Source organism: Phycicoccus sp., from assembly GCF_035325325.1.
GTDB lineage: Bacteria > Actinomycetota > Actinomycetes > Actinomycetales > Dermatophilaceae > Phycicoccus.
Window position 1 is genome coordinate 19321 of record NZ_DAOLAC010000011.1, and the last position, 18661, is coordinate 37981.

Annotated in this window: 16 protein-coding genes; 9 read left to right on the forward strand and 7 right to left on the reverse strand. The window is 73.1% G+C overall.

Annotation, left to right across the window (positions count from 1 at the left end; genetic code table 11):
• Nucleotides 1–4 precede the first annotated feature (4 nt).
• A complete protein-coding gene (locus PKA89_RS08810) occupies nt 5–1444 on the forward strand; it encodes an APC family permease (RefSeq protein WP_324418646.1) in 1440 nt (479 codons plus the stop codon).
• Here PKA89_RS08810 and PKA89_RS08815 read toward each other — a convergent pair.
• The 6 genes from PKA89_RS08815 to PKA89_RS08840 all read right to left on the reverse strand — a co-directional run bounded on the left by PKA89_RS08815 (nt 1437) and on the right by PKA89_RS08840 (nt 9236).
• The gene (locus PKA89_RS08815) at nt 1437–2480 is read right to left on the reverse strand and encodes a LacI family DNA-binding transcriptional regulator (protein ID WP_324418790.1); all 1044 of its coding nucleotides are present in this window, start codon (nt 2478–2480) and stop codon (nt 1437–1439) included. The genes PKA89_RS08810 and PKA89_RS08815 overlap by 8 nt on opposite strands.
• The gene (locus PKA89_RS08820; RefSeq protein WP_324418648.1) at nt 2477–3442 is read right to left on the reverse strand and encodes a carbohydrate ABC transporter permease; all 966 of its coding nucleotides are present in this window, start codon (nt 3440–3442) and stop codon (nt 2477–2479) included. The genes PKA89_RS08815 and PKA89_RS08820 overlap by 4 nt, the downstream gene beginning before the upstream one ends.
• Nucleotides 3442–4467 (reverse strand): sugar ABC transporter permease, encoded by a 1026-nt coding sequence (locus PKA89_RS08825; protein ID WP_324418650.1) that lies wholly within the window; start codon nt 4465–4467, stop codon nt 3442–3444. Before PKA89_RS08825 ends, PKA89_RS08820 begins: the two co-directional genes overlap by 1 nt.
• A gap of 90 nt (nt 4468–4557) precedes the next feature.
• Nucleotides 4558–5934, reverse strand: a complete 1377-nt coding sequence (locus PKA89_RS08830) for an ABC transporter substrate-binding protein (protein WP_324418652.1) — start codon at nt 5932–5934, stop codon at nt 4558–4560.
• 164 nt (nt 5935–6098) lie between these two features.
• Entirely contained in the window at nt 6099–8540 is a 2442-nt protein-coding gene (locus PKA89_RS08835; RefSeq protein ID WP_324418654.1) for a DNA topoisomerase IV subunit A, read from the reverse strand.
• Nucleotides 8541–8606: 66 nt separating this feature from the next.
• On the reverse strand, nt 8607–9236 hold the full coding sequence (locus PKA89_RS08840) for a nitroreductase family protein (protein ID WP_324418656.1): 630 nt from the start codon (nt 9234–9236) through the stop codon (nt 8607–8609).
• Between the two features lie 66 nt (nt 9237–9302).
• Here PKA89_RS08840 and PKA89_RS08845 point away from each other — a divergent pair, with 66 nt between their 5' ends.
• The 4 genes from PKA89_RS08845 to PKA89_RS08860 are packed head-to-tail and all read left to right on the forward strand — an operon-like array spanning nt 9303 to nt 14446.
• Nucleotides 9303–11966, forward strand: coding sequence for a GNAT family N-acetyltransferase (locus PKA89_RS08845; RefSeq protein WP_324418658.1), 2664 nt, complete (start codon nt 9303–9305; stop codon nt 11964–11966).
• A gap of 48 nt (nt 11967–12014) precedes the next feature.
• Nucleotides 12015–12605 (forward strand): DUF5998 family protein, encoded by a 591-nt coding sequence (locus tag PKA89_RS08850; protein ID WP_324418660.1) that lies wholly within the window; start codon nt 12015–12017, stop codon nt 12603–12605.
• Entirely contained in the window at nt 12606–13757 is a 1152-nt protein-coding gene (locus PKA89_RS08855) for an alkaline phosphatase family protein (RefSeq protein WP_324418662.1), read from the forward strand.
• Nucleotides 13758–13768: 11 nt separating this feature from the next.
• Entirely contained in the window at nt 13769–14446 is a 678-nt protein-coding gene (locus PKA89_RS08860) for a thymidine kinase (protein ID WP_324418664.1), read from the forward strand.
• Between the two features lie 25 nt (nt 14447–14471).
• Here PKA89_RS08860 and sepH read toward each other — a convergent pair whose 3' ends face one another.
• Nucleotides 14472–15563 carry a septation protein SepH gene (gene sepH, locus PKA89_RS08865; protein WP_324418666.1) on the reverse strand — a complete coding sequence of 364 codons (1092 nt, stop codon included), beginning with the start codon at nt 15561–15563 and terminating at the stop codon, nt 14472–14474.
• A 107-nt stretch (nt 15564–15670) separates the two neighbouring features.
• Here sepH and PKA89_RS08870 point away from each other — a divergent pair, with 107 nt between their 5' ends.
• The 4 genes from PKA89_RS08870 (at nt 15671) to dut (ending at nt 18648) form a co-directional block, all read left to right on the forward strand.
• A complete protein-coding gene (locus tag PKA89_RS08870; RefSeq protein WP_324418668.1) occupies nt 15671–16780 on the forward strand; it encodes a ferrochelatase in 1110 nt (369 codons plus the stop codon).
• The gene (locus PKA89_RS08875; RefSeq protein WP_324418670.1) at nt 16780–17646 is read left to right on the forward strand and encodes an inositol monophosphatase family protein; all 867 of its coding nucleotides are present in this window, start codon (nt 16780–16782) and stop codon (nt 17644–17646) included. Before PKA89_RS08870 ends, PKA89_RS08875 begins: the two co-directional genes overlap by 1 nt.
• A 217-nt stretch (nt 17647–17863) precedes the next feature.
• Nucleotides 17864–18163 carry a DUF4193 domain-containing protein gene (locus PKA89_RS08880; protein WP_324418672.1) on the forward strand — a complete coding sequence of 100 codons (300 nt, stop codon included), beginning with the start codon at nt 17864–17866 and terminating at the stop codon, nt 18161–18163.
• A 14-nt stretch (nt 18164–18177) separates the two neighbouring features.
• Entirely contained in the window at nt 18178–18648 is a 471-nt protein-coding gene (dut, locus tag PKA89_RS08885; protein ID WP_324418674.1) for a dUTP diphosphatase, read from the forward strand.
• Nucleotides 18649–18661 lie beyond the last annotated feature (13 nt).

An 18661-nucleotide genomic window follows, 5' to 3' on the forward strand; every position in this document is an offset into this window, starting at 1 on the left:
ACCGATGAGCACCGAGGTCGAGCGGCCGGAGGTCGCGGGGGAGGAGTCGACCGAGCTCAAGCGGGCCATCGGGCCGAAGCTGCTCCTGCTCTTCATCGTCGGGGACATCCTCGGCACCGGCGTCTACGCGCTGACCGGGCAGGTGGCCGGCGAGGTCGGTGGTGCCGCCTGGGCCCCGTTCCTCGTCGCGTTCGCCATCGCGATGGTCACCGCGTTCTCCTACCTCGAGCTCGTGACGAAGTACCCGCGGGCCGCCGGAGCGGCGCTCTACACGCACAAGGCGTTCGGCATCCACTTCGTCACCTTCCTCGTCGCCTTCACCGTGATGTCCTCGGGCATCACCTCCGCGTCGACGGCGAGCAAGGCGTTCGCGGCCAACCTCGTCGACGGCTTCGGCCTCGACTCCGAGAGCACCGGCCTCGTCCTCGGCATCGCGGTCGCCTTCATGCTGCTCGTCGCCGCGGTCAACGTCCGCGGGGTCGGCGAGAGCGTGCGGGCCAACGTCGTCCTCACCTGCGTCGAGCTCTCCGGGCTGCTCCTCGTCATCCTCGTCGGGGTCTACGCCGCGACCGGCGGCAAGGCCGACTTCTCCCGGGTCGTCGTCTTCGACACCTCGAGGGAGCGCAACGTCTTCCTCGCGGTGACCGCCGCCACCGCGCTGGCCTTCTTCGCGATGGTCGGGTTCGAGGACGCCGTCAACATGGCCGAGGAGACCCACGACCCGGTGCGCACCTTCCCCCGGATGATGATCACCGGCATCGGCATCACCGGCGTCATCTATGCGCTCGTCGCGGTCTTCGCCGTGGCCCTGGTCCCCGTCGGCGAGCTCGGCGAGGGCGACACGCCGCTGACCAAGGTGGTCTCGGTCGGGGCGCCCGGGCTGCCGATCGACTCGGTCATGCCGTTCATCGCGATGTTCGCCGTCGCGAACTCGGCCCTGATCAACATGCTCATGGCCAGCCGCCTCATCTACGGCATGGCCAGGCAGGAGGTGCTGCCGCCGGTGCTCGGGCGGGTGCACAGCGGCCGGCGCACCCCGTGGGTGGCCATCGTCTTCACGACCGTCATCGCCCTCGGGCTCATCACCCTCGTCACGACGAACGACGGCAGCGCGGTGGCCGCGCTCGGCGGCACGACGGCGCTGCTCCTGCTCGGGGTGTTCACCGTCGTCAACGTCGCCGTGCTCGTCCTGCGGCGCGACCCCATCGACCGCGACCACTTCGTCACCCCGACGGCCCTGCCGGTGGTCGGCGCGCTCGTCTGCTTCTTCTTCACCCTGCCGGTCACGGGCCGCGACGTCGTGCAGTACGAGATCGCGGGCTGGCTCCTCGCGCTCGGCGTCGTGCTCTGGGCCCTCACGTGGTCGGCCAACCGCGCTCTCCGTGGCAAGCGCACCTACCTGCGCGACCCCGACGAGCTCTCCGGGGACGAGACCGTCAACTGACGGGCGCCGGGCCGGTCGAGTCGCGGACGACGAGCTCGGTGGGCAGCACGACCTGGTCCTCGACCGAGGCCCCGCCGGCCAGGGCCCGCAGGAGGAGGGAGGCGGCCTCGCGGCCCTGGGCGGCGACGTCCTGGCGCACGGTGGTGAGCCCGAGGACGCCGGAGAGGACGTAGTCGTCGATGCCGATGACCGAGAGGTCCTCCGGCACCCGGACGCCGAGCCGGCGGGCGCTCTCGCGCACCCCGATCGCCATCTCGTCCGACGCGGCGACGATCGCGGTCGGGCGCTCGGCCCGCGAGAGGAGGACGGCACTGTCACGGGCCGCGGCCTCGGCGGTCCAGTCCGAGCCGAGGATCCAGTCCTCGACGACCGGGAGGCCGGCAGCGGCCATGGTCTCGCGGAACGCCGTGAGGCGGTCCTGGGGGGTCTGCACGTGGGCGACGTTGCGGGGCACGTCGCCGATGTAGCCGATCCGCTCGTGGCCGAGCGAGATGAGGTGCTCGACGGCGGTGCGCATCGTCGCCCGGTCGTCGATACGCACGCAGGCCCGGCCGGGGACGGCCGAGCCGATGGAGACCAGCGGCAGGCCGAGCCGGTCGACCAGCTCGACCTCGTCGGCCTCCATCGGCACGTTGAGCGTGATGACGCCGTCGACCCGCTTCCACAGCATGTTCTGGGTCAGCGGCAGCCGCTGGTCGTAGCTGTCGTCCTCGAGGTCGAAGAGGATCGCGTGGTGGCCCTGGGAGCGCAGCTCCTTCTCGATGGCGCTGACGAGCGTCGCGAAGAACCACCGGGTGAGGAACGGCGCGACGACGGCGACGACGCGGGTCCGTCCGGACGCCAGCGACGTCGCCGTCGGCGACGCGACGTAGTGCAGCTCCTCGGCGACCTCGAGGACCCGCTGCCGGGTCTCGGGGGAGACCCGGTCCAGGCCCCGGAGCGCGCGGGAGACCGTGGCGACCGACACCCCGGCCGCCCGCGCGACATCCGTGATCGTGCTGATGGCGACGACCTTCCCCTCGGCCGGTCCGCTCAGCCCTTCGTGCCGCCGGCGAGCAGCCCGCGGACGAAGTACCGCTGCAGGCTGAGGAACACGATGACCGGGAAGGCGATCGAGACGAACGCCGCCGCGGACATCAGGTACCACCGGTTGCCGAGGGTGCCGCTGATGTTGTTGAGCACCATCGTCAGCGGGGCGTTGCTGCCCTCGCCGGCGTTGCCGCCCAGCATGGTGATGGCCACGAGCAGGTCGTTCCAGACCCAGAGGAACTGGAAGATGCCGAACGAGGCCAGCGCCGGGGTGATCAGCGGGAGGAGGACCTGGAAGAAGATGCGGACGTGGCCCGCACCGTCGACCCGGGCCGCCTCGAGCAGCGACGGCGGGATCTCCTTCATGAAGTTGTGGAGGAGGAAGACCGCCAACGGCAGCGCGAAGGCGCTGTGCGACAACCAGAGCGACCAGTACGTGCCGCCGATCCCGATCTGCTGGTACATCGTGACGAGCGGCAGCAGGGCGATCTGGAGGGGGACGATCTGCAGCGCGAACACGGCGACGAACAGCGCGTTGCGGAACGGGAAGTCGATCCACGCGAACGCGTACGCCGCCAGCGAGGCGAGCAGGAGGGGCAGGAACACCGACGGGATCGCGATGACGAAGCTGTTGACGATGAAGTCGGTGAGCGGGGGCTGTCCCTGCGCTCCGGAGAGCACCTGGGAGTAGTTGTCGAGCGTGAAGCTGCTCCCGAGGGCCTGCCACCAGCCGGTCTCCTGGATGTCCTTCTGGTTGCGGAAGGAGGTGACGAGGAGGCCGAAGGTCGGCGTGGTCCACGCGATCGCCATGATGATGGCGACGGCGGAGGCCCACGGCGAGGTGACGGCGCGGGCGGCGTTGCCGGCCGCCGACTTGTGCCGGCGGCGGCCCTTCGGGGTGTCGGTGTGGACGTCGGCGGCCTCGTCGGCGACCTGGTCGGAGACCGGAGGGGGAGTCGCGGTGCTCATCAGGCGTCCTTCCGCAGCTGGATGACGTTGAACACGATGATCGGCGAGACGAGCAGGAAGATGACGATGGCGATCGCCGCACCCAGCCCGGGCTCCTGCGTGACGAAGGAGCGGTTGTAGAACTCGTTCGCGAGGATCGAGTCGCCGAACTTGCCTCCGCTGGAGGCCTGCACGATGTCGAACGCCTTGAGGGTGGCGATGGCGATCGTCGTGAGCACGACGATGACCGAGGAGCGGATGCTCGGCAGGGTGACGAACCGGAACATCTGCATGCCCTTGACGCCGTCGAGCTTGGCGGCCTCGATGATGTCGTCGGGGATCGCCTTGATCGCGGCCGAGAGGACGGTCATCGCGAAGCCGGCCTGGATCCAGACCATGATCGCGATGAGCGCGAAGGTGTTGCCCGGTGGGTTGCCGATGAAGTCGACCGGGTCCATGCCGAGCTTGGTGATGATGGCGTTGAGCAGGCCGGTCTGCGTGGCACCCGGCGCGCCGTTGTAGAAGTAGACGAACTTCCAGATGAGGGTCGCGCCGACCATCGAGATGGCCATCGGCAGGAAGATCAGGGCCTTGGCGGCGGCCTCGCCGCGGGCCCGGTCGATGAGGATCGCGTAGAGGAGACCGAGACCCGTCGCGAGGAGCGGGACGAGGACGACCCAGAACGCGGTGTTGCGGAAGACGTCCGGCAGGCCCGGCGTCGTCCACAGCTTCTGGAAGTTCTCGAACCCGACGTACTTGCCGCGGGTGCGCGGCGTGCCGAAGTTGAGGTCGAAGAACTTGCCCGAGTAGAACGCGCGGCGGACCGTGAGGATCGCGGGGTAGATCAGCGCGATCGCGATGAAGAAGACCGTGGGGCCGACGAACGCGACGGCCTGCACCTTCTCGCCGACGCGGCCCTTGAAGAGCGACGCGATGAGCAGGATGCCGATGAAGACCGCGCCGAAGACGACGAGGCCGAGGAACATCGTCCCGATCCGGCTCGCGGTCCCGCCGGCGGTGGCGGTGAGAACTGACGTGGCGAACATGCGCACCTCCCGTGCTGGGGTCTGCCGGTGGGCGGGGCGTCGCAACGCCCCGCCCACCGGCCCTGGAGGGTCCTGGTGCTCAGGTCCCGGTCAGCTCGTCGGCCAGGACTTCTCGATGTTGTCGAGGGTGGTCTTGTCGTCCTGGCCCTTGATCCAGTTGGTCATCTCCGACCAGAAGGTGCCCGCACCGACGGCGCTCGGCATCATGTCCGACCCGTCGAACCGGAAGACGGCCTTGGGGTCCTGGAGGATCTCCGCGGACTGCTGGTCGATCGGCGAGACGAGGTTCTTCGGGTCGAGGCCCTTGTTGGCGCTGACCCAGCCACCACCGGTCGTCGCCTTCGCCTTGGCGTTGGCCCAGTCGGGGGAGGCGAGGAACGCGGCGAAGGCCTTGACCTCGGGGGCGTCACGGAAGGTGGCCACGAACTCGCCACCACCGAGGACCGGCTTGCTGGTGTCGTCGACGCTCGGCAGGTAGAAGGCCCACACGTCGCCGTCCTCGGCGACCTTGGTGCCCTCGGGCCAGTTCGAGGCGTAGAACGACGCCTGACGGTGCATGTAGCACTTGTTCTTGAGGATCGGCTGGCCGCCGTCCTGGAACGTCGTCGTGGCGATCGTCGACGGCGCGCCGAAGCCACCGTTGGTGTACTTCGGGTCCTTGAGGATGGCGCCGACCTTGGCGAGCGCGTCCGCGACCTTGGGGTCGTTGAACGGGATCTTGTGGGCCACCCACTGGTCGTAGACGTCCGGGCCGGCCGTGCGGAGCAGCACGTCCTCGACCCAGTCTGTGCCCGGCCAGCCGGTGGCGACACCGGAGTTGAAGCCCGCGCACCACGGCTTGGCGTTCGGGTCGTCCGCGGCGATCTTCGCGGTGAGGGTCATCAGCTCGTCCCAGGTCTTGGGGACGGTGTAGCCCTTGGCGGCGAAGGTCTTCGGCGAGTACCAGACGTAGGACTTGACGTTGGCGCCGAGCGGGGCGGCGTAGAGCGTGCCGTCGACCGAGCCGTACTTGCGCCAGTCGGCGCCGAAGTACTGGTCGACCTCCTTGCCGACGGTCTCGCTGGCCGGGATGGCCTTGCCGGTGTCGACCATGGTCTGGAGGAGGCCGGGCTGCGGGATGAAGGCGATGTCGGGCAGGTTGCCGCTCTGGGCGCGCTGCGGGAGGTTCTTCTCGAAGTCCTTGTCGCCCTCGTAGTTGATCTTGACGCCGGTGCAGTCCTCGAACGCCTTGTAGGACGCCTTGTGCGAGGCGTCCTCGGGGGTGACGATCGAGGTGTAGATGCTCACCGACTTGCCGGTGAGCTCCGACTTCATGTCGCACCACTTCGAGTAGTCGGTGGTGTCGGCCTTGCCGGTGTCTCCGCCGGTGTTGTCGTTGCTCGAACCGGAGCTGCACGCAGCGGTGACGAGGGACATCGCAGCGATGCCCGCGAACGCCACCACCTTGCGCTTCGAGTTCAGGGCCATTGCCCGCCTCCATTTCACTGGGTCGCGTCGAGGCGGGATGCCTCGACGGTGAGGGGAACCGGGACAAACGTAAAAGCGTTTACACACGCGGTCAACGCCCTGTGGAGCGTGGGCGGTAACGATTCCGTAACGCGCCCGTCACCGGGCCGTCGGACGGCGCGGGGTCAGCGCACCGGCGCGCCGATGCCCGCGACGACCGCGCCGTGGGCCACGCCCGAGCCGTCGCGCCGGCCGGTCGCGGCGGGCAGCTCGAGGGCGACGCCGCCCGCGCCGGACGCCCGGGCCGGGGTGGCGCCCACCCAGGCGAGGACGAGGGCGTCCTCACCGCGGAGGAACCGGTGCGCGCGCACCCCGCCCGTGCCGCGCCCCTTGGCGGGGTACTCGGTGTACGGCGCGACCTTGAGCGAGCCGGCCTGCGTGCCGGGGAGGGCGTCGGCGGAGCCGGCCGAGGTGACGACGACGTTCTCGGCGGAGGGGTCGACGGCGCCGAAGAAGACGACGGATGCCTTGGGGGAGAGGCGGATCCCCGCCATGCCGCCGGCGCCGCGCCCCTGCGGGCGGACCGACGCGGCGGGGAACCGGAGGAGCTGTGCGTCGCTGGTGACGAACACGAGGTCCTCGTCGGCGGTGCGCAGCTCGACGGCCCCGACGACGGTGTCGCCGTCCTTGAGTGCGACGACCTCCCAGTCGGTGCTCCTCGGGTACTCCGGCACGACCCGCTTGACGACGCCCTGCGCGGTGCCGAGGGCAAGCCCGGGCCCGCTGGGGTCGAGGGAGGCGATGGTCAGCGGCTCCTCGCCGCGCGGCAGGTCGACGAAGACGGCGAGCGGCGCCCCGCCGGACAGGCTCGGGGCCCCGCCGAGCGGCGGCAGCGCGGGCAGCTCGAGCGCGGACATCCGGATCATCCGGCCGCGCGAGGTGAGCAGGCCGAACTCGCCGCGCGCCGTGGTGCGGACCGCCCCGACGATCGCGTCGTGCTTGGCCCGCGGCCCGTCGCTCGGCACCGGGTCGGCGCCCGAGGTGCGGGCGAGCAGCCCGGTCGAGGAGAGCAGCACCCAGCACGGGTCGTCGCTGACCTCGAGCGGCGTGGTCTGGGTGGCCGGGGTGCCGGCGGACTCGAGGAGCACCGTGCGGCGCGGGGTGCCGTGGGCCTTGGCGACGTCGGCGAGCTCGCCGGAGACGGTGCGGCGCAGCAGCTTCTCGTCGGCGAGGATCGCCTCGAGCTGCTCGATGAGACGTTGCAGCTCGTCGCGCTCGGCCTCGAGCTCGATGCGGGAGAACTTCGTGAGGCGGCGCAGCTGGAGCTCGAGGATGTACTCGGCCTGGACGTCGCTGAGGTCGAAGACGGAGACGAGGCGCTCCTTGGCCGCCGCGGCGTCGTCGCTCGCGCGGATCAGCTGGATGACCTCGTCGATGTCGAGGATGGCGACGAGCAGCCCCTCGACGAGGTGGAGGCGGTCGCGGCGCTTCCCGAGCCGGTACTCGGTGCGCCGGCGAACGACCTCGATGCGGAAGTCGACGTAGACCCGCAGCAGGTCCTTGAGGCCGAGGGTCTGCGGCTGGCCGTCGACGAGCGCGACGTTGTTGATGCCGAAGGAGTCCTCCATCGGGGTGTGCTTGTACAGCTGCTCGAGGACGGCCTCGGGGTTGAACCCGTTCTTGACCTCGAAGACGAGGCGCAGGCCGTTCTTGCGGTCGGTGAGGTCCTTGACGTCGGAGATGCCCTGCAGCTTCTTGGACTGCACGAGCACCTTGACCCGCTCGATGACCTTCTCCGGGCCGATGAGGTAGGGCAGCTCGGTGACGACGATGCCCATCCGGCGCGGGGTCAGCTTCTCGACGCGGGCGGTGGCCCGGGTGAGGAACTTGCCGCGGCCGGTGAGGTAGGCGTCGCGGATGCCCTCGAGCCCGACGATGCGCCCGCCGCCGGGCAGGTCCGGGCCGGGGACGAACCGCATGAGGTCGTCGAGCGAGCAGTCCGGGTGGTCGATGAGGTGGCGGGCCGCGCCGATGACCTCGACGAGGTTGTGCGGCGCCATGTTCGTCGCCATGCCGACCGCGATGCCGCTCGTGCCGTTGACGAGCAGGTTGGGGAACGCCGCCGGCAGCACGCCGGGCTGCTCGAGCGAGTCGTCGTAGTTGGGGACGTAGTCGACGGTGTCCTCGTCGAGGCCGGTCACCATGAGGAGCGCGGCCGGGGCCATCCGGGCCTCGGTGTACCGGGAGGCGGCCGGGCCGTCGTCGAGGGAGCCGAAGTTGCCGTGGCCGTCGACGAGCGGGAGGCGCATCGTGAACGGCTGGGCGAGCCGGACGAGCGCGTCGTAGATCGCCTGGTCGCCGTGCGGGTGGTACTTGCCCATCACCTCGCCGACGACGCGGCTGGACTTCACGTGCGGGCGGTCCGGGCGCAGGCCCAGCTCGGACATCCCGTAGAGGATGCGGCGCTGCACCGGCTTGAGGCCGTCGCGCGCGTCCGGGAGGGCCCGGCTGTAGATGACGCTGTAGGAGTACTCGAGGAACGCGCTGCGCATCTCCTCCTCGACGTCGATGTCGACGATGCGGCCGAGGGCGTCCTCGGGCGGCGGGGTGCTCGTGCGCTTGGCCATGGGGTGGTGCGGTTCCTCGTCTGGTCGGTCACCGGGCCGGGGGCCCGGCAGGGCTCGGCACCATCCTCACAAACGCCCGGACCGGCTCCACGACGACACTCCGAACCGGCCGTGGTGGACGACCTCGGCGAGGGGGCGGCGGCGCCGGGTGCGGGCCGAGCCGGAGGTGCGCCGCGCCTCGTGGCCCAGGGCGACGACACCGACGACCCGCCGGCCGTCGGGGACCCCCAGGGCCTCCCGCACCGCGTCGTGCCGACCGGCCGGCACCCCGAAGAAGAGGCCCCCGATCCCGGCGTCCTCGGCCCCGAGCAGGAGGATCATCGCCGCCATGGCCACGTCGGTGTCCCAGTAAGGGATCGGCCACCGGTCGAGCGAGCGGTCGGTCCAGCCCTTGTCGGGCAGCGCGTAGCGCTCGAGGTAGGCCTCGGGGTCGGACAGGCAGACGACGAGCACCGGTGCGGCGGAGACCCCCTGCAGCCAGGCGTCACGGCGGCCGGTCTCGGTCGCGGCCTCCCAGAACAGCCCGCGGTCGGCGGGGTCGTCGAGGACGACGAAGTCCCAGCCCTGGCTGAAGCCCGCGCTCGGTGCCCGCACCGCGAGGGCGAGGAGGGAGTCGACGAGCCCGGGCGCGACCGGCCGGGACGGGTCGAACCGGCGCACCATCCGCCGCCGGCGCACGGCCTCACGTAGCTCCACGCCGACAGTCTGCCCGCCGCCCCACCCGGCACCCGGCACCCGGTCGCGGATGGCAGGATGGGGGCCATGGTGGAGGCGACGCTCCCCCCCGGCTACCCGACCGCGTGGGAGGCCGACGTCGTGCTCCGCGACGGCACGGTGGCCAGCCTGCGCCCGATCCGGCCCGACGACGGCGACGCCCTGCGCCGCTTCCACGACGCGCAGTCCGACGAGTCGATCTACCTGCGCTTCTTCGCCCCGCTGCGACGCCTCTCCGACGCCGACGTCCACCGGTTCACCCACGTCGACTACGTCGACCGGGTCGCCCTCGTGGTGACGATGCGCGAGGAGATCATCGGGGTGGGCCGCTTCGACCGGCTCGACGCCCGCAGCGCCGAGGTCGCCTTCAACATCAGCGACCACTACCAGGGCAAGGGCATCGGGTCGGTGCTCCTCGAGCACCTGGCCGCCGTCGCCCGCGACCTCGGCATCAGCCGGTTCACCGCCGAGGTGCTGCCGCAGAACCGCAAGATGCTCGCCGTCTTCTCCGACGCCGGGTACGAGGTGACCCGCCGGGTCGAGGACGGCGTCGTCGAGGTCGGGTTCGACATCGAGCCGACCGACCGCTCCCGGGCGGTCGAGATGAGCCGCGAGCACCGCGCCGAGGCGCAGAGCCTGCGCTCGGTCCTCACTCCCGGGACGATCGCCGTCATCGGCGCCAGCCGGCGCAAGGACACCGTCGGCGGCCAGCTCCTCGACCGGCTCCTGGAGTCCGGGTTCGCCGGGCGGGTGGTCCCGGTCAACCCGCGCTCGAAGCGGCTGCGCCGCCTCACCTGCTACCCACGGGTCACCGACGTCCCGGGCCCGGTCGACCTCGCGATCGTCGCGGTGCCGGCCGAGGCGGTCCTCGACGTCGTCGACGAGTGCGCCGAGGTGGGCGTCAAGGGCCTCCTCGTCGTCTCGGCCGGGTTCGCCGAGGACGGTCCCGAGGGGGCGGCCCGCCAGGCCGAGCTGGTCCGCCGCGCCCGCGGCGCCGGGATGCGGGTCATCGGGCCCAACTCCTTCGGGATCATCAACAACGACCCGGAGGTGCGCCTCAACGCGACGCTCGCCCCCACCCTGCCCCCGCCCGGCCACCTCGGCCTCTTCGCGCAGTCCGGCGCCCTCGGCATCGCGGTCCTCGCCTCGGCCGCCCGGCGCAACCTCGGCATCTCCACGTTCGGCTCCGCCGGCAACCGGGCCGACGTCTCCGGCAACGACTTCATGCAGTACTGGATCGACGACGCGTCCACCGAGGCCGTCGGGCTCTACCTCGAGTCGATGGGCAACCCGCGCAAGTTCTCCCGGATCGCCCGCAAGCTCGCGATCGTCAAGCCGGTCATCGTCGTCAAGTCCGGGGTCTCGCGCTTCGGGGTGCCGCCGGGGCACGCCGTGCGCGAGACCAAGGCGCGCCCGGAGGTCTTCCGGGCGATGCTCAACCAGGCCGGCGTGATCCGCGTCGAGAACGTCCACCAGCTCTTCGACGTGGCCCAGCTCGTCGTCCACCAGCCGCTGCCGGCGGGGGACCGGGTGGCCATCGTCGGCAACTCGGCCGCCCTCGGCGCGCTGACCGGGGACGCCTGCTCGAGCTGGGGCCTCACCGTGGCGCACGGCCCGGTGTGCCTGCCCAGCGAGGCCTCGGCCGAGGACTTCCGCGCGGCGCTCGAGCGGGCGTTCGCCGACCCGGGCGTGGACTCCGTCGTCTCGTGCTTCATCCCACCGCTCGCGACCGGTGACGCCGACGTCGCCGCCGCCGTCCGCGACGCCGCCGCGGGGTCCGACAAGCCGTGCGTGGCGACCTTCCTCGGGCTGCGCGGTGTCGACGACCGCGGCTCGGTCACCGGCACCGGTGGCGAGGTCCGGGCCATCCCGGTCTACGCGATGCCCGAGGACGCCGTGCGCGCCCTCGCCGCCGCGACCCGCTACGGCCAGTGGCGCTCCCGCGACCAGGGCACGCCCGTCGCGCCGGTCGGCATCAACCGCCGCGTCGCCGAGGACGTCGTCGAGACGGTCCTCTCGGTCAGCCCGAACGGCCGCCGGCTCACCCACGACGAGTCGACCGCGCTGCTCTCGGCGTACGGCATCGACCTGTGGGGGCAGCACGAGGTGGAGACGGTCGAGGACGCCGTGGAGGCCGCCGGCCGCGTCGGCTACCCCGTCGTCCTCAAGTCGGTCGCCCCGATGGTGCGCCACCAGGGCGGCAGCGGCGGCGTACGGGTCGACCTCGGCAGCGAGGCGGAGCTGCGGGCCGCCTGGCACTCGCTGAGCGAGCGGCTGGCACCGCTGCAGGCCGACCGCTTCGTCGTCCAGCGGATGGCCAGCCCCGGGGTGGCGTGCGTCGTCACCTCCGACGAGGACCCGCTGTTCGGGCCGGTCATCGGGTTCTCCGTCGCCGGCCTGCCGACCGAGCTGCTCGACGACGTGGCCCACCGCATCCCGCCCCTCACCGACGTCACGGTCTCCGAGCTCATCTCGTCGGTCAAGGCGGCGCCCGTGCTCCACGGCTACCGCGGGCAGACGCCGGTCCACCGGGCCGCGCTCGCCGACCTCATCGCCCGGGTCTCCGTGCTCGCCGACGACATGCCGGAGGTCGCCTCGCTCGTGCTCAACCCGGTCAACGCGCACCCGGGGGGCGTCGAGGTGCTGGGGGCCGAGATCACGCTCGCGCCCGCCCCGCGGCGGATCGACCCGGGACGCCGTTCGCTCACCTGAGCCGGCGGCGCGCGCGGGCCCCGCGCCGGGGCGCGGCACAATGGGGCCATGACCAGCGCCCACGACGCCCCCGTCCTCCCGGCGGACCTCACCTCCGCCATCGAGTCCGCCGGCTACTACCCGGCCCTCGTCGCGGACGTCGTGGCGGCGGCGCTCGGCGAGGAGCGGCTCGACAACCACCTCGTCCACCTCGAGACGACCTTCGACCGCGACGTCGTCCGCCGGCACATCACCGTCCTCGCCCTCACCCCCTCGCGCCTGCTCATCGCGCACGCCGACGACCACGCGGACGAGCCGCCGGCGCCGCAGGAGGTCGCCACCGCGACGACCGAGGCCATCCCGCTCTCGGCGGTCAAGGGCGTCATGCTCACCCACGTCGTCGAGAACCCCGAGTCCTACGTGCCGGGCTCGCTCGGCCGTGAGGTCACCCTCACCCTCGGCTGGGGCACGGTGGCCCGCGTCGACCTCGTCCCCGCGTCGTGCAGCGACCCCGACTGCGAGGCCGACCACGGCTACGAGGGCACCATCACCGGCGACGACATCGCGCTGCGCATCTCGGCCGCCGCCGACGGCGACGACAAGCTCGCCCGGGCGCTCGCCTTCGCCCGCGACCTGTCCGCCGCCATCGGGCAGGGCTGAGTGCCGCTGCCCGCCGCGCCCGACTACGCCGGCGCGAGCCTCGCCGACGTGCTGCCCGGCGTCTGTGCCTCGCTCGGGGTGCCGTCGGCGACGGGGGAGCGGGCGTGGCCCGCCCGCCTCGCCCTGCCGCCGGCCCGGCGGGCGGTCGTCGTCCTCGTCGACGGCCTCGGCGCCGACCAGCTCGGTCGCCGGCTCGGGCACGCCCCGTGGCTGCGTTCGCTCGCCGGCTCGACCCGCCGGGTGCCGGCCGGGTTCCCCTCGACCACGGCCACCTCGCTGGCCACCTTCGGCACCGGGACGCCACCCGGCGCGCACGGGATGCTCGGCTACGAGGTGCTCGTGCCGGAGCAGGACCGCGTCTTCAACGAGCTGTCCTGGGAGGACGGCCCGGTCCCGGAGCGCTGGCAGGCGCTCCCGACGTGGTTCGAGCGCGCGGCCGCGGACGGCGTCGCGGTGACGCGCATCGGCCCGGCGTTCTTCGACGGCTCGGGCCTGACCCGGGCCGCCCTGCGCGGGGGCCGGTTCGCGGCGGCCGACTCCCTCGCCGACCGCGTCGACGCGGCCCTGACGGCGCTGCGCGCGCACCCGCGCTCGCTCGTCTACCTCTACTGGGGCGAGGTGGACAAGCTCGGCCACGTGCACGGCCCGGAGTCCTTCGAGTGGACCACCGAGCTCGAGGCCGTCGACCGCGAACTGGCCCGGCTCGCGGCCGGTCTCCCGCCGGACACCTCGCTCACCGTCACCGCCGACCACGGCATGGTGGCCTGTCCGCACGAGTCCAGGCTCGACGTGGCCGAGGACCCGGGGATGCTCGAGGGGGTGCGCCACCTCGGCGGGGAGCCCCGCGCGACCCACGTCTACTGCCGGCCCGGTGCCGCGCCCGACGTCGCCGCCGCGTGGAGCGCGCGGCTCGGCGACCGCGCGGTCGTCCGGACCCGGGCCGACGCCGTCGCCGACGGCTGGTTCGGGCCGGTCTCGCCCGGCAACCTCGAGCGCATCGGCGACCTCGTCGTCGTCGCCCAGGGCGACTTCTGCCTCGTCGACTCGGCCCGGATGCGACCTCAGTTCCTCGCCCTCGTCGGGATGCACGGCGGCCTCACCGGCGAGGAGCTGGACGTGCCGGTGGTCCACGTCCCCGCCTCCGTCGCCTAGGGTGGGCGCCCGTGGCGGACCTGGTCTTCTTCTCGGGCACGATGGACTGCGGCAAGTCGACGCTCGCGCTGCAGATCGACCACAACCAGCGCGCCCGTGACCGCCGGGGGCTGATCTTCACCAAGCTCGACCGCGCCGGGGAGTCGGTGCTCTCCTCACGGCTCGGCCTCGAGACGACGGCCGTCGAGGTGCACGACGACCTCGACTTCTGGGACGTCGTCGTCGAGTGCCTGACGGCCGGCGCACGGGTCGACTACGTCATCTGCGACGAGGCGCAGTTCTACACCCCGACCCAGGTCGAGCAGCTGGCCCGGCTCGTCGACGAGCTCGGCATCGAGGTGACGGCGTTCGGCATCACCGCCGACTTCCGGACCGAGCTGTTCCCCGGGTCGCGCCGGCTCATCGAGCTCGCCGACCGGGTCGAGGTGCTCCAGGTCGAGGCCCTCTGCTGGTGCGGCCGGCGGGCCACGCACAACGCCCGGGTCGTCGACGGCGTCATGGTCGTCGAGGGCGAGCAGGTGGTGGTCGGCGACACCGCCGCGGCGAGCGCCGGTCTCGTCGAGTACGAGGTGCTCTGCCGCCGCCACCACATGCGGCGGATGAACAGCCACGCCGCGCGGGCCGCGTCGCCGACGCCGGACACCCTGCCCTTCGACCTCGACGCCTGCCCCGTGCCGCCGCGCGGCTGACCGCCCGCGCCGGACCCGGGAGGACTCAGGCCGGGCCGGAGCCCTTGGTGCCGAAGACGATGTCGTCCCAGCTGGGGACACTCGGGCGACCCTTGCGCGACGACGACGCGCCCGCGGGACGGCTGCGGTCGGGCTCGTCCTCGCCCGGGCGCTCGGCGGCATCGGTCTCCGGCCGCTGCGGCTCGTCGTCCTCCGGCCACCCCCCGACGACGGCCGACGAGCGGGTGGGCCGTTCGAGGTGCTCGCCGACCGGCTTGCGGGCCCGGGCGGCCGGGGGCGGGGGAGCGGAGGCGAGGTCGAGGGCGAGCTCCTCGATGGGGAGGGCGTCCGGGCGCGACTCGTCGTCGCCGGGGGTGTGCGTCGGGGAGGAGCGGCGCCGCGAGCGTCGGCCCCGCGCACTGTGCTCGCGCATCGCCGCCATGAGGTCGATCGGCTCGTGCGCGGCCCGGGGGGTGCTCGTCGCGCGCTCGATGCCGCCGTCGGCGTCGACGTCGTAGACGTCGAGGTCGCCGGGTGTGGGCGCCCGGTGCGGTGCCGGGATGAGGCCGGAGGTGGCGTCCTCGCTCAGCCAGCGGGCCTCGTCGTTGGTCGGGAGGACCGACCCGCCGAGCGGCTCGTAGTGCCACGTCGCGGTGCGCCGGCGCCCGCCGGCCGCGAAGGTCATCGTCAGCTGCCAGACGCCGTCCTCGTCGCGGCTGGAGTCCCACTCGACGTCGTCACGCTCGACGCCGCGGTCGCGCAGCCGCTCGGAGACGCGGTCCTCGAGGGAGACCGGTGACGGGCCGCGGACGCCGACGGCACAGCGCCGCGCCAGGCCGGCGACGTGCTCGCGCTCGGCGAGGATCGGGCCCTCGAACCGGTGGACCTTCTCGACCGGCCAGCCGGAGCGCTCGGCGACCTCCTCGGCCGACAGGCCCCGGCGGATGAGGGCCTGCACCTCGCGCGGGCGCATGCCCCCCTCCATCTCGATCTGGAGCTGGCCGAGCCGCGGTCGGTCGCGGCGGGCCGCGGCTCGCAGGGGCTCGTCGAGGGCGAGCCGGAACCGGCCCCCGTCGGCGTCCGCGAGCAGGAGGTGCTGACCGTCCTCGTGGACGCCGATCAGGCGAAGGTCCTGCATGTCGGTCTCCCGGGTCGCTGGTCGTCACGCCGACGATGCCACCTCGGCGGGCCCGGATGGTGGAGCCCACGCCGGGCGTGGCCCGATTGCCCGGATAGCCTCGTGCCATGCCCGACGCGCCCGCCGACCTCGCGCCCTACGACGTCGTCCTCCTCGGGTCCTTCGGGGGCCCCGAGGCCGAGGACGAGGTGATGCCGTTCCTCCGGCGGGTCACGGCCGGACGGAACATCCCGGACGAGCGGCTCGTCGCCGTCGGCGAGCACTACTACGCGCGCGGCGGGCGCAGCCCGATCAACGACCTCAACCGCGACCTGCTCACCCGGCTGCGGGCCGAGCTCGACCGCCGTGGCCTCGAGCTGCCGCTCGTGTGGGGCAACCGCAACTCCGAGCCGTTCTTCGCGGACGCGCTGCACGAGGCCCTCGACCTCGGTGCGTCCCGGGTGCTGGCCCTCTTCACCAGCGCGTACTCGTGCTACTCCTCGTGCCGTCAGTACCGCGAGGACCTCGCCGCGGCGCTCGAGCAGGTCGGCCCGGCCGGCGACGGTCTCGTCATCGACAAGGTGCGCCAGTACGTCACCCACCCGGGCCTCGGGCGGGCATGGGCTCGGGCGATGGTCGCGTCGCTGCGCGGGCTGCCGGACCCGGGGGCCGCGCGCGTCCTCTACGTGACCCACTCGGTGCCGCTCGCCATGGACGACACCTCCGGGCCGGGGGACGGCGAGGGCAACCTCTACACCGACCAGCACCTGCGGCTCGGCCGCCGGCTCGACGAGGTCGTCGGCGCCGAGCTCGGCACGACGGTGCGCGGCGAGCTCGTCTTCTGCTCGCGCTCCGGGCCGCCGAGCCAGCCGTGGCTCGAGCCGGACGTGAACGACCGGATCGAGGAGCTCGCCGCCGAGGACCCGGCCGCGCCGGTCGTCGTCGTGCCGATCGGTTTCGTGTCCGACCACATGGAGGTCGTCCACGACCTCGACACCGAGGCCGCCGAGACGGCGGCCCGGGTGGGCGTCCCGTTCGTCCGCGTCCCGACGCCGCACGGCGACGACGTCTTCGTCGAGGGGCTCGTCGACCTGCTGCTCGAGCGGGCCGCCGAGGCCCGCGGCGAGGTCGTCGTGCCCGAGTCCTGGCTGCCCGGCGACGTGCGCCCCTCGGTGTGCGCCCCGGGGTGTTGCCCCAACCTGCGGGTCGCGCGGCCGGCGCTCTGCGGGAGCGACTGATGCCGCCGGAGCTCCCCGAGGGCACCGACCCCGCGGCCCTCGAGGCGGTCGCGTGCACGGTGGCCCGCGCGGCCGGCCGGCTGGTGCGCGACGAGCGGCCGGACGACCTCGGCGTCACCGCCAAGTCGACCCGCACCGACGTCGTCACCGAGATGGACCAGCGCAGCCAGGAGCTGCTCCTGGACCGGCTCGCCGCGCTGCGGTCGGACGACGCCGTCCTCGGCGAGGAGGAGGGCGGCCGCGAGGGCACGAGCGGTGTGACGTGGGTCGTCGACCCGATCGACGGCACGACGAACTACCTCTACGGGGTGCCCGCCTACGCCGTGTCGGTGGCCGCCGTCGTCGGCGACCCCACCGTGCCGGGCCACTGGTCGCCCGTCGCGGGCGCGGTCCTCGACCCCGAGCGCGGCGAGCTCTACCACGCGCACCTCGGCGGCGGCGCGTCCCTGACCACCGCCGCCGGCACCCGCGCGCTGCGACCGCGCCCGACGACCGACCTCGCCCTCGCGCTCGTCGGCACCGGCTTCGGCTACGCCGCGGACGTGCGTCGCCGCCAGGCCCGCCTCCTCGTCGACCTCCTGCCCCGGGTGCGCGACATCCGGCGGCACGGCAGCGCGGCCCTCGACCTGTGCGCCGTCGCCTCCGGCCGCCTCGACGGCTACTACGAGACCGGCCTCAACCCGTGGGACCGCGCGGCCGGTGAGCTCGTCGCCACCGAGGCCGGCGCCGTCGTCGGCGGGCCGGCCGACGAGGTCCCCACCCGCGACCTCACCTGGGCGGCGGCGCCCGGCCTCGCGGTCGAGCTGTCCGCCCTCGTCCGCGAGCTCGCGGCCCGCCACGTCGGGTCGGTCGGCGAGCCCCGCTGACGCCCGTCGGGAGCGGTGCGGAACCGGCCCGGCAGGGTCGTCCGGTGGACCCGCGTGGCGGCACGGGCACGCGATGGTGCACAATCTGGCGCGCACGGCTGCCGACCGGGCACAAAGCCGACGCCCCGTGCGTTGTCAGGGCCGGCCGACGATGTGGGTCGACCGGCACGGTCGGCCGGCCCGGCCGACCGGCACGACGAAGGGTGGAACACCAACAATGGCGACGGACTACGACGCACCGCGCAAGACCGACGACGAGCTCTCCGAGGACTCCATCGAGGAGCTGAAGAACCGGCGCGTCGACAAGCGGTCCTCGAGCGTCGACGTCGACGAGACCGAGCAGGCCGAGGGCTTCGAGCTGCCCGGAGCCGACCTCTCCGGTGAGGAGCTCTCGGTGCGGGTCCTCCCGCGCCAGGCGGACGAGTTCACCTGCTCGCAGTGCTTCCTCGTGCACCACCGCAGCCAGCTCGCGAGCGACAAGGCCGGCGTGCTCGTCTGCCGCGACTGCGCCGCCTGAGGGGACGCACCACCGTGGGGGAACCGACCCGCGTCCCCGTCGCCGTCCGGCGGCTGCACGAGGACGCCGTCCTCCCGCGCTACAGCACCGACGGCGACGCGGGCGCCGACCTCACGAGCGTCGCCGAGGTGACGCTGGCGCCGGGGGAGCGCGCGCTCGTCCCGACCGGTATCGCCCTGGCCCTGCCGCCGGGGACCGTCGGCCTCGTGCACCCGCGCTCGGGCCTGGCCGCCCGGCACGGCGTGAGCATCGTCAACGCCCCCGGCACCGTCGACTCCGGCTACCGCGGTGAGCTGCTCGTCAACCTCGTCAACCTCGACCCGCACGAGGCGTTCACCGTCCGGGTCGGGGACCGCATCGCCCAGCTCGTCGTCCAGGAGTACCTCCACGCCGACTTCTCGGAGGCCGATTCGCTTCCGGGGAGCGCCCGGGGGGAGACTGGACACGGGTCCACCGGCGGCTTCGGCCCGTCCGTCCGCCGGTGACCCACCGCCCACC

Bases quoted from the DNA above. Each gene is read 5' to 3' on its own strand.
- PKA89_RS08880 (WP_324418672.1), top strand. From the start codon at position 17,864: ATGGCGACGGACTACGACGCACCGCGCAAGACCGACGACGAGCTCTCC.
- sepH (WP_324418666.1), bottom strand. From the start codon at position 15,563: ATGCAGGACCTTCGCCTGATCGGCGTCCACGAGGACGGTCAGCACCTC.
- PKA89_RS08850 (WP_324418660.1), top strand. From the start codon at position 12,015: ATGACCAGCGCCCACGACGCCCCCGTCCTCCCGGCGGACCTCACCTCC.
- PKA89_RS08820 (WP_324418648.1), bottom strand. From the start codon at position 3,442: ATGAGCACCGCGACTCCCCCTCCGGTCTCCGACCAGGTCGCCGACGAG.
- PKA89_RS08825 (WP_324418650.1), bottom strand. From the start codon at position 4,467: ATGTTCGCCACGTCAGTTCTCACCGCCACCGCCGGCGGGACCGCGAGC.
- PKA89_RS08810 (WP_324418646.1), top strand. From the start codon at position 5: ATGAGCACCGAGGTCGAGCGGCCGGAGGTCGCGGGGGAGGAGTCGACC.
- PKA89_RS08835 (WP_324418654.1), bottom strand. From the start codon at position 8,540: ATGGCCAAGCGCACGAGCACCCCGCCGCCCGAGGACGCCCTCGGCCGC.
- PKA89_RS08870 (WP_324418668.1), top strand. From the start codon at position 15,671: ATGCCCGACGCGCCCGCCGACCTCGCGCCCTACGACGTCGTCCTCCTC.
- PKA89_RS08845 (WP_324418658.1), top strand. From the start codon at position 9,303: ATGGTGGAGGCGACGCTCCCCCCCGGCTACCCGACCGCGTGGGAGGCC.
- PKA89_RS08875 (WP_324418670.1), top strand. From the start codon at position 16,780: ATGCCGCCGGAGCTCCCCGAGGGCACCGACCCCGCGGCCCTCGAGGCG.
- PKA89_RS08830 (WP_324418652.1), bottom strand. From the start codon at position 5,934: ATGGCCCTGAACTCGAAGCGCAAGGTGGTGGCGTTCGCGGGCATCGCT.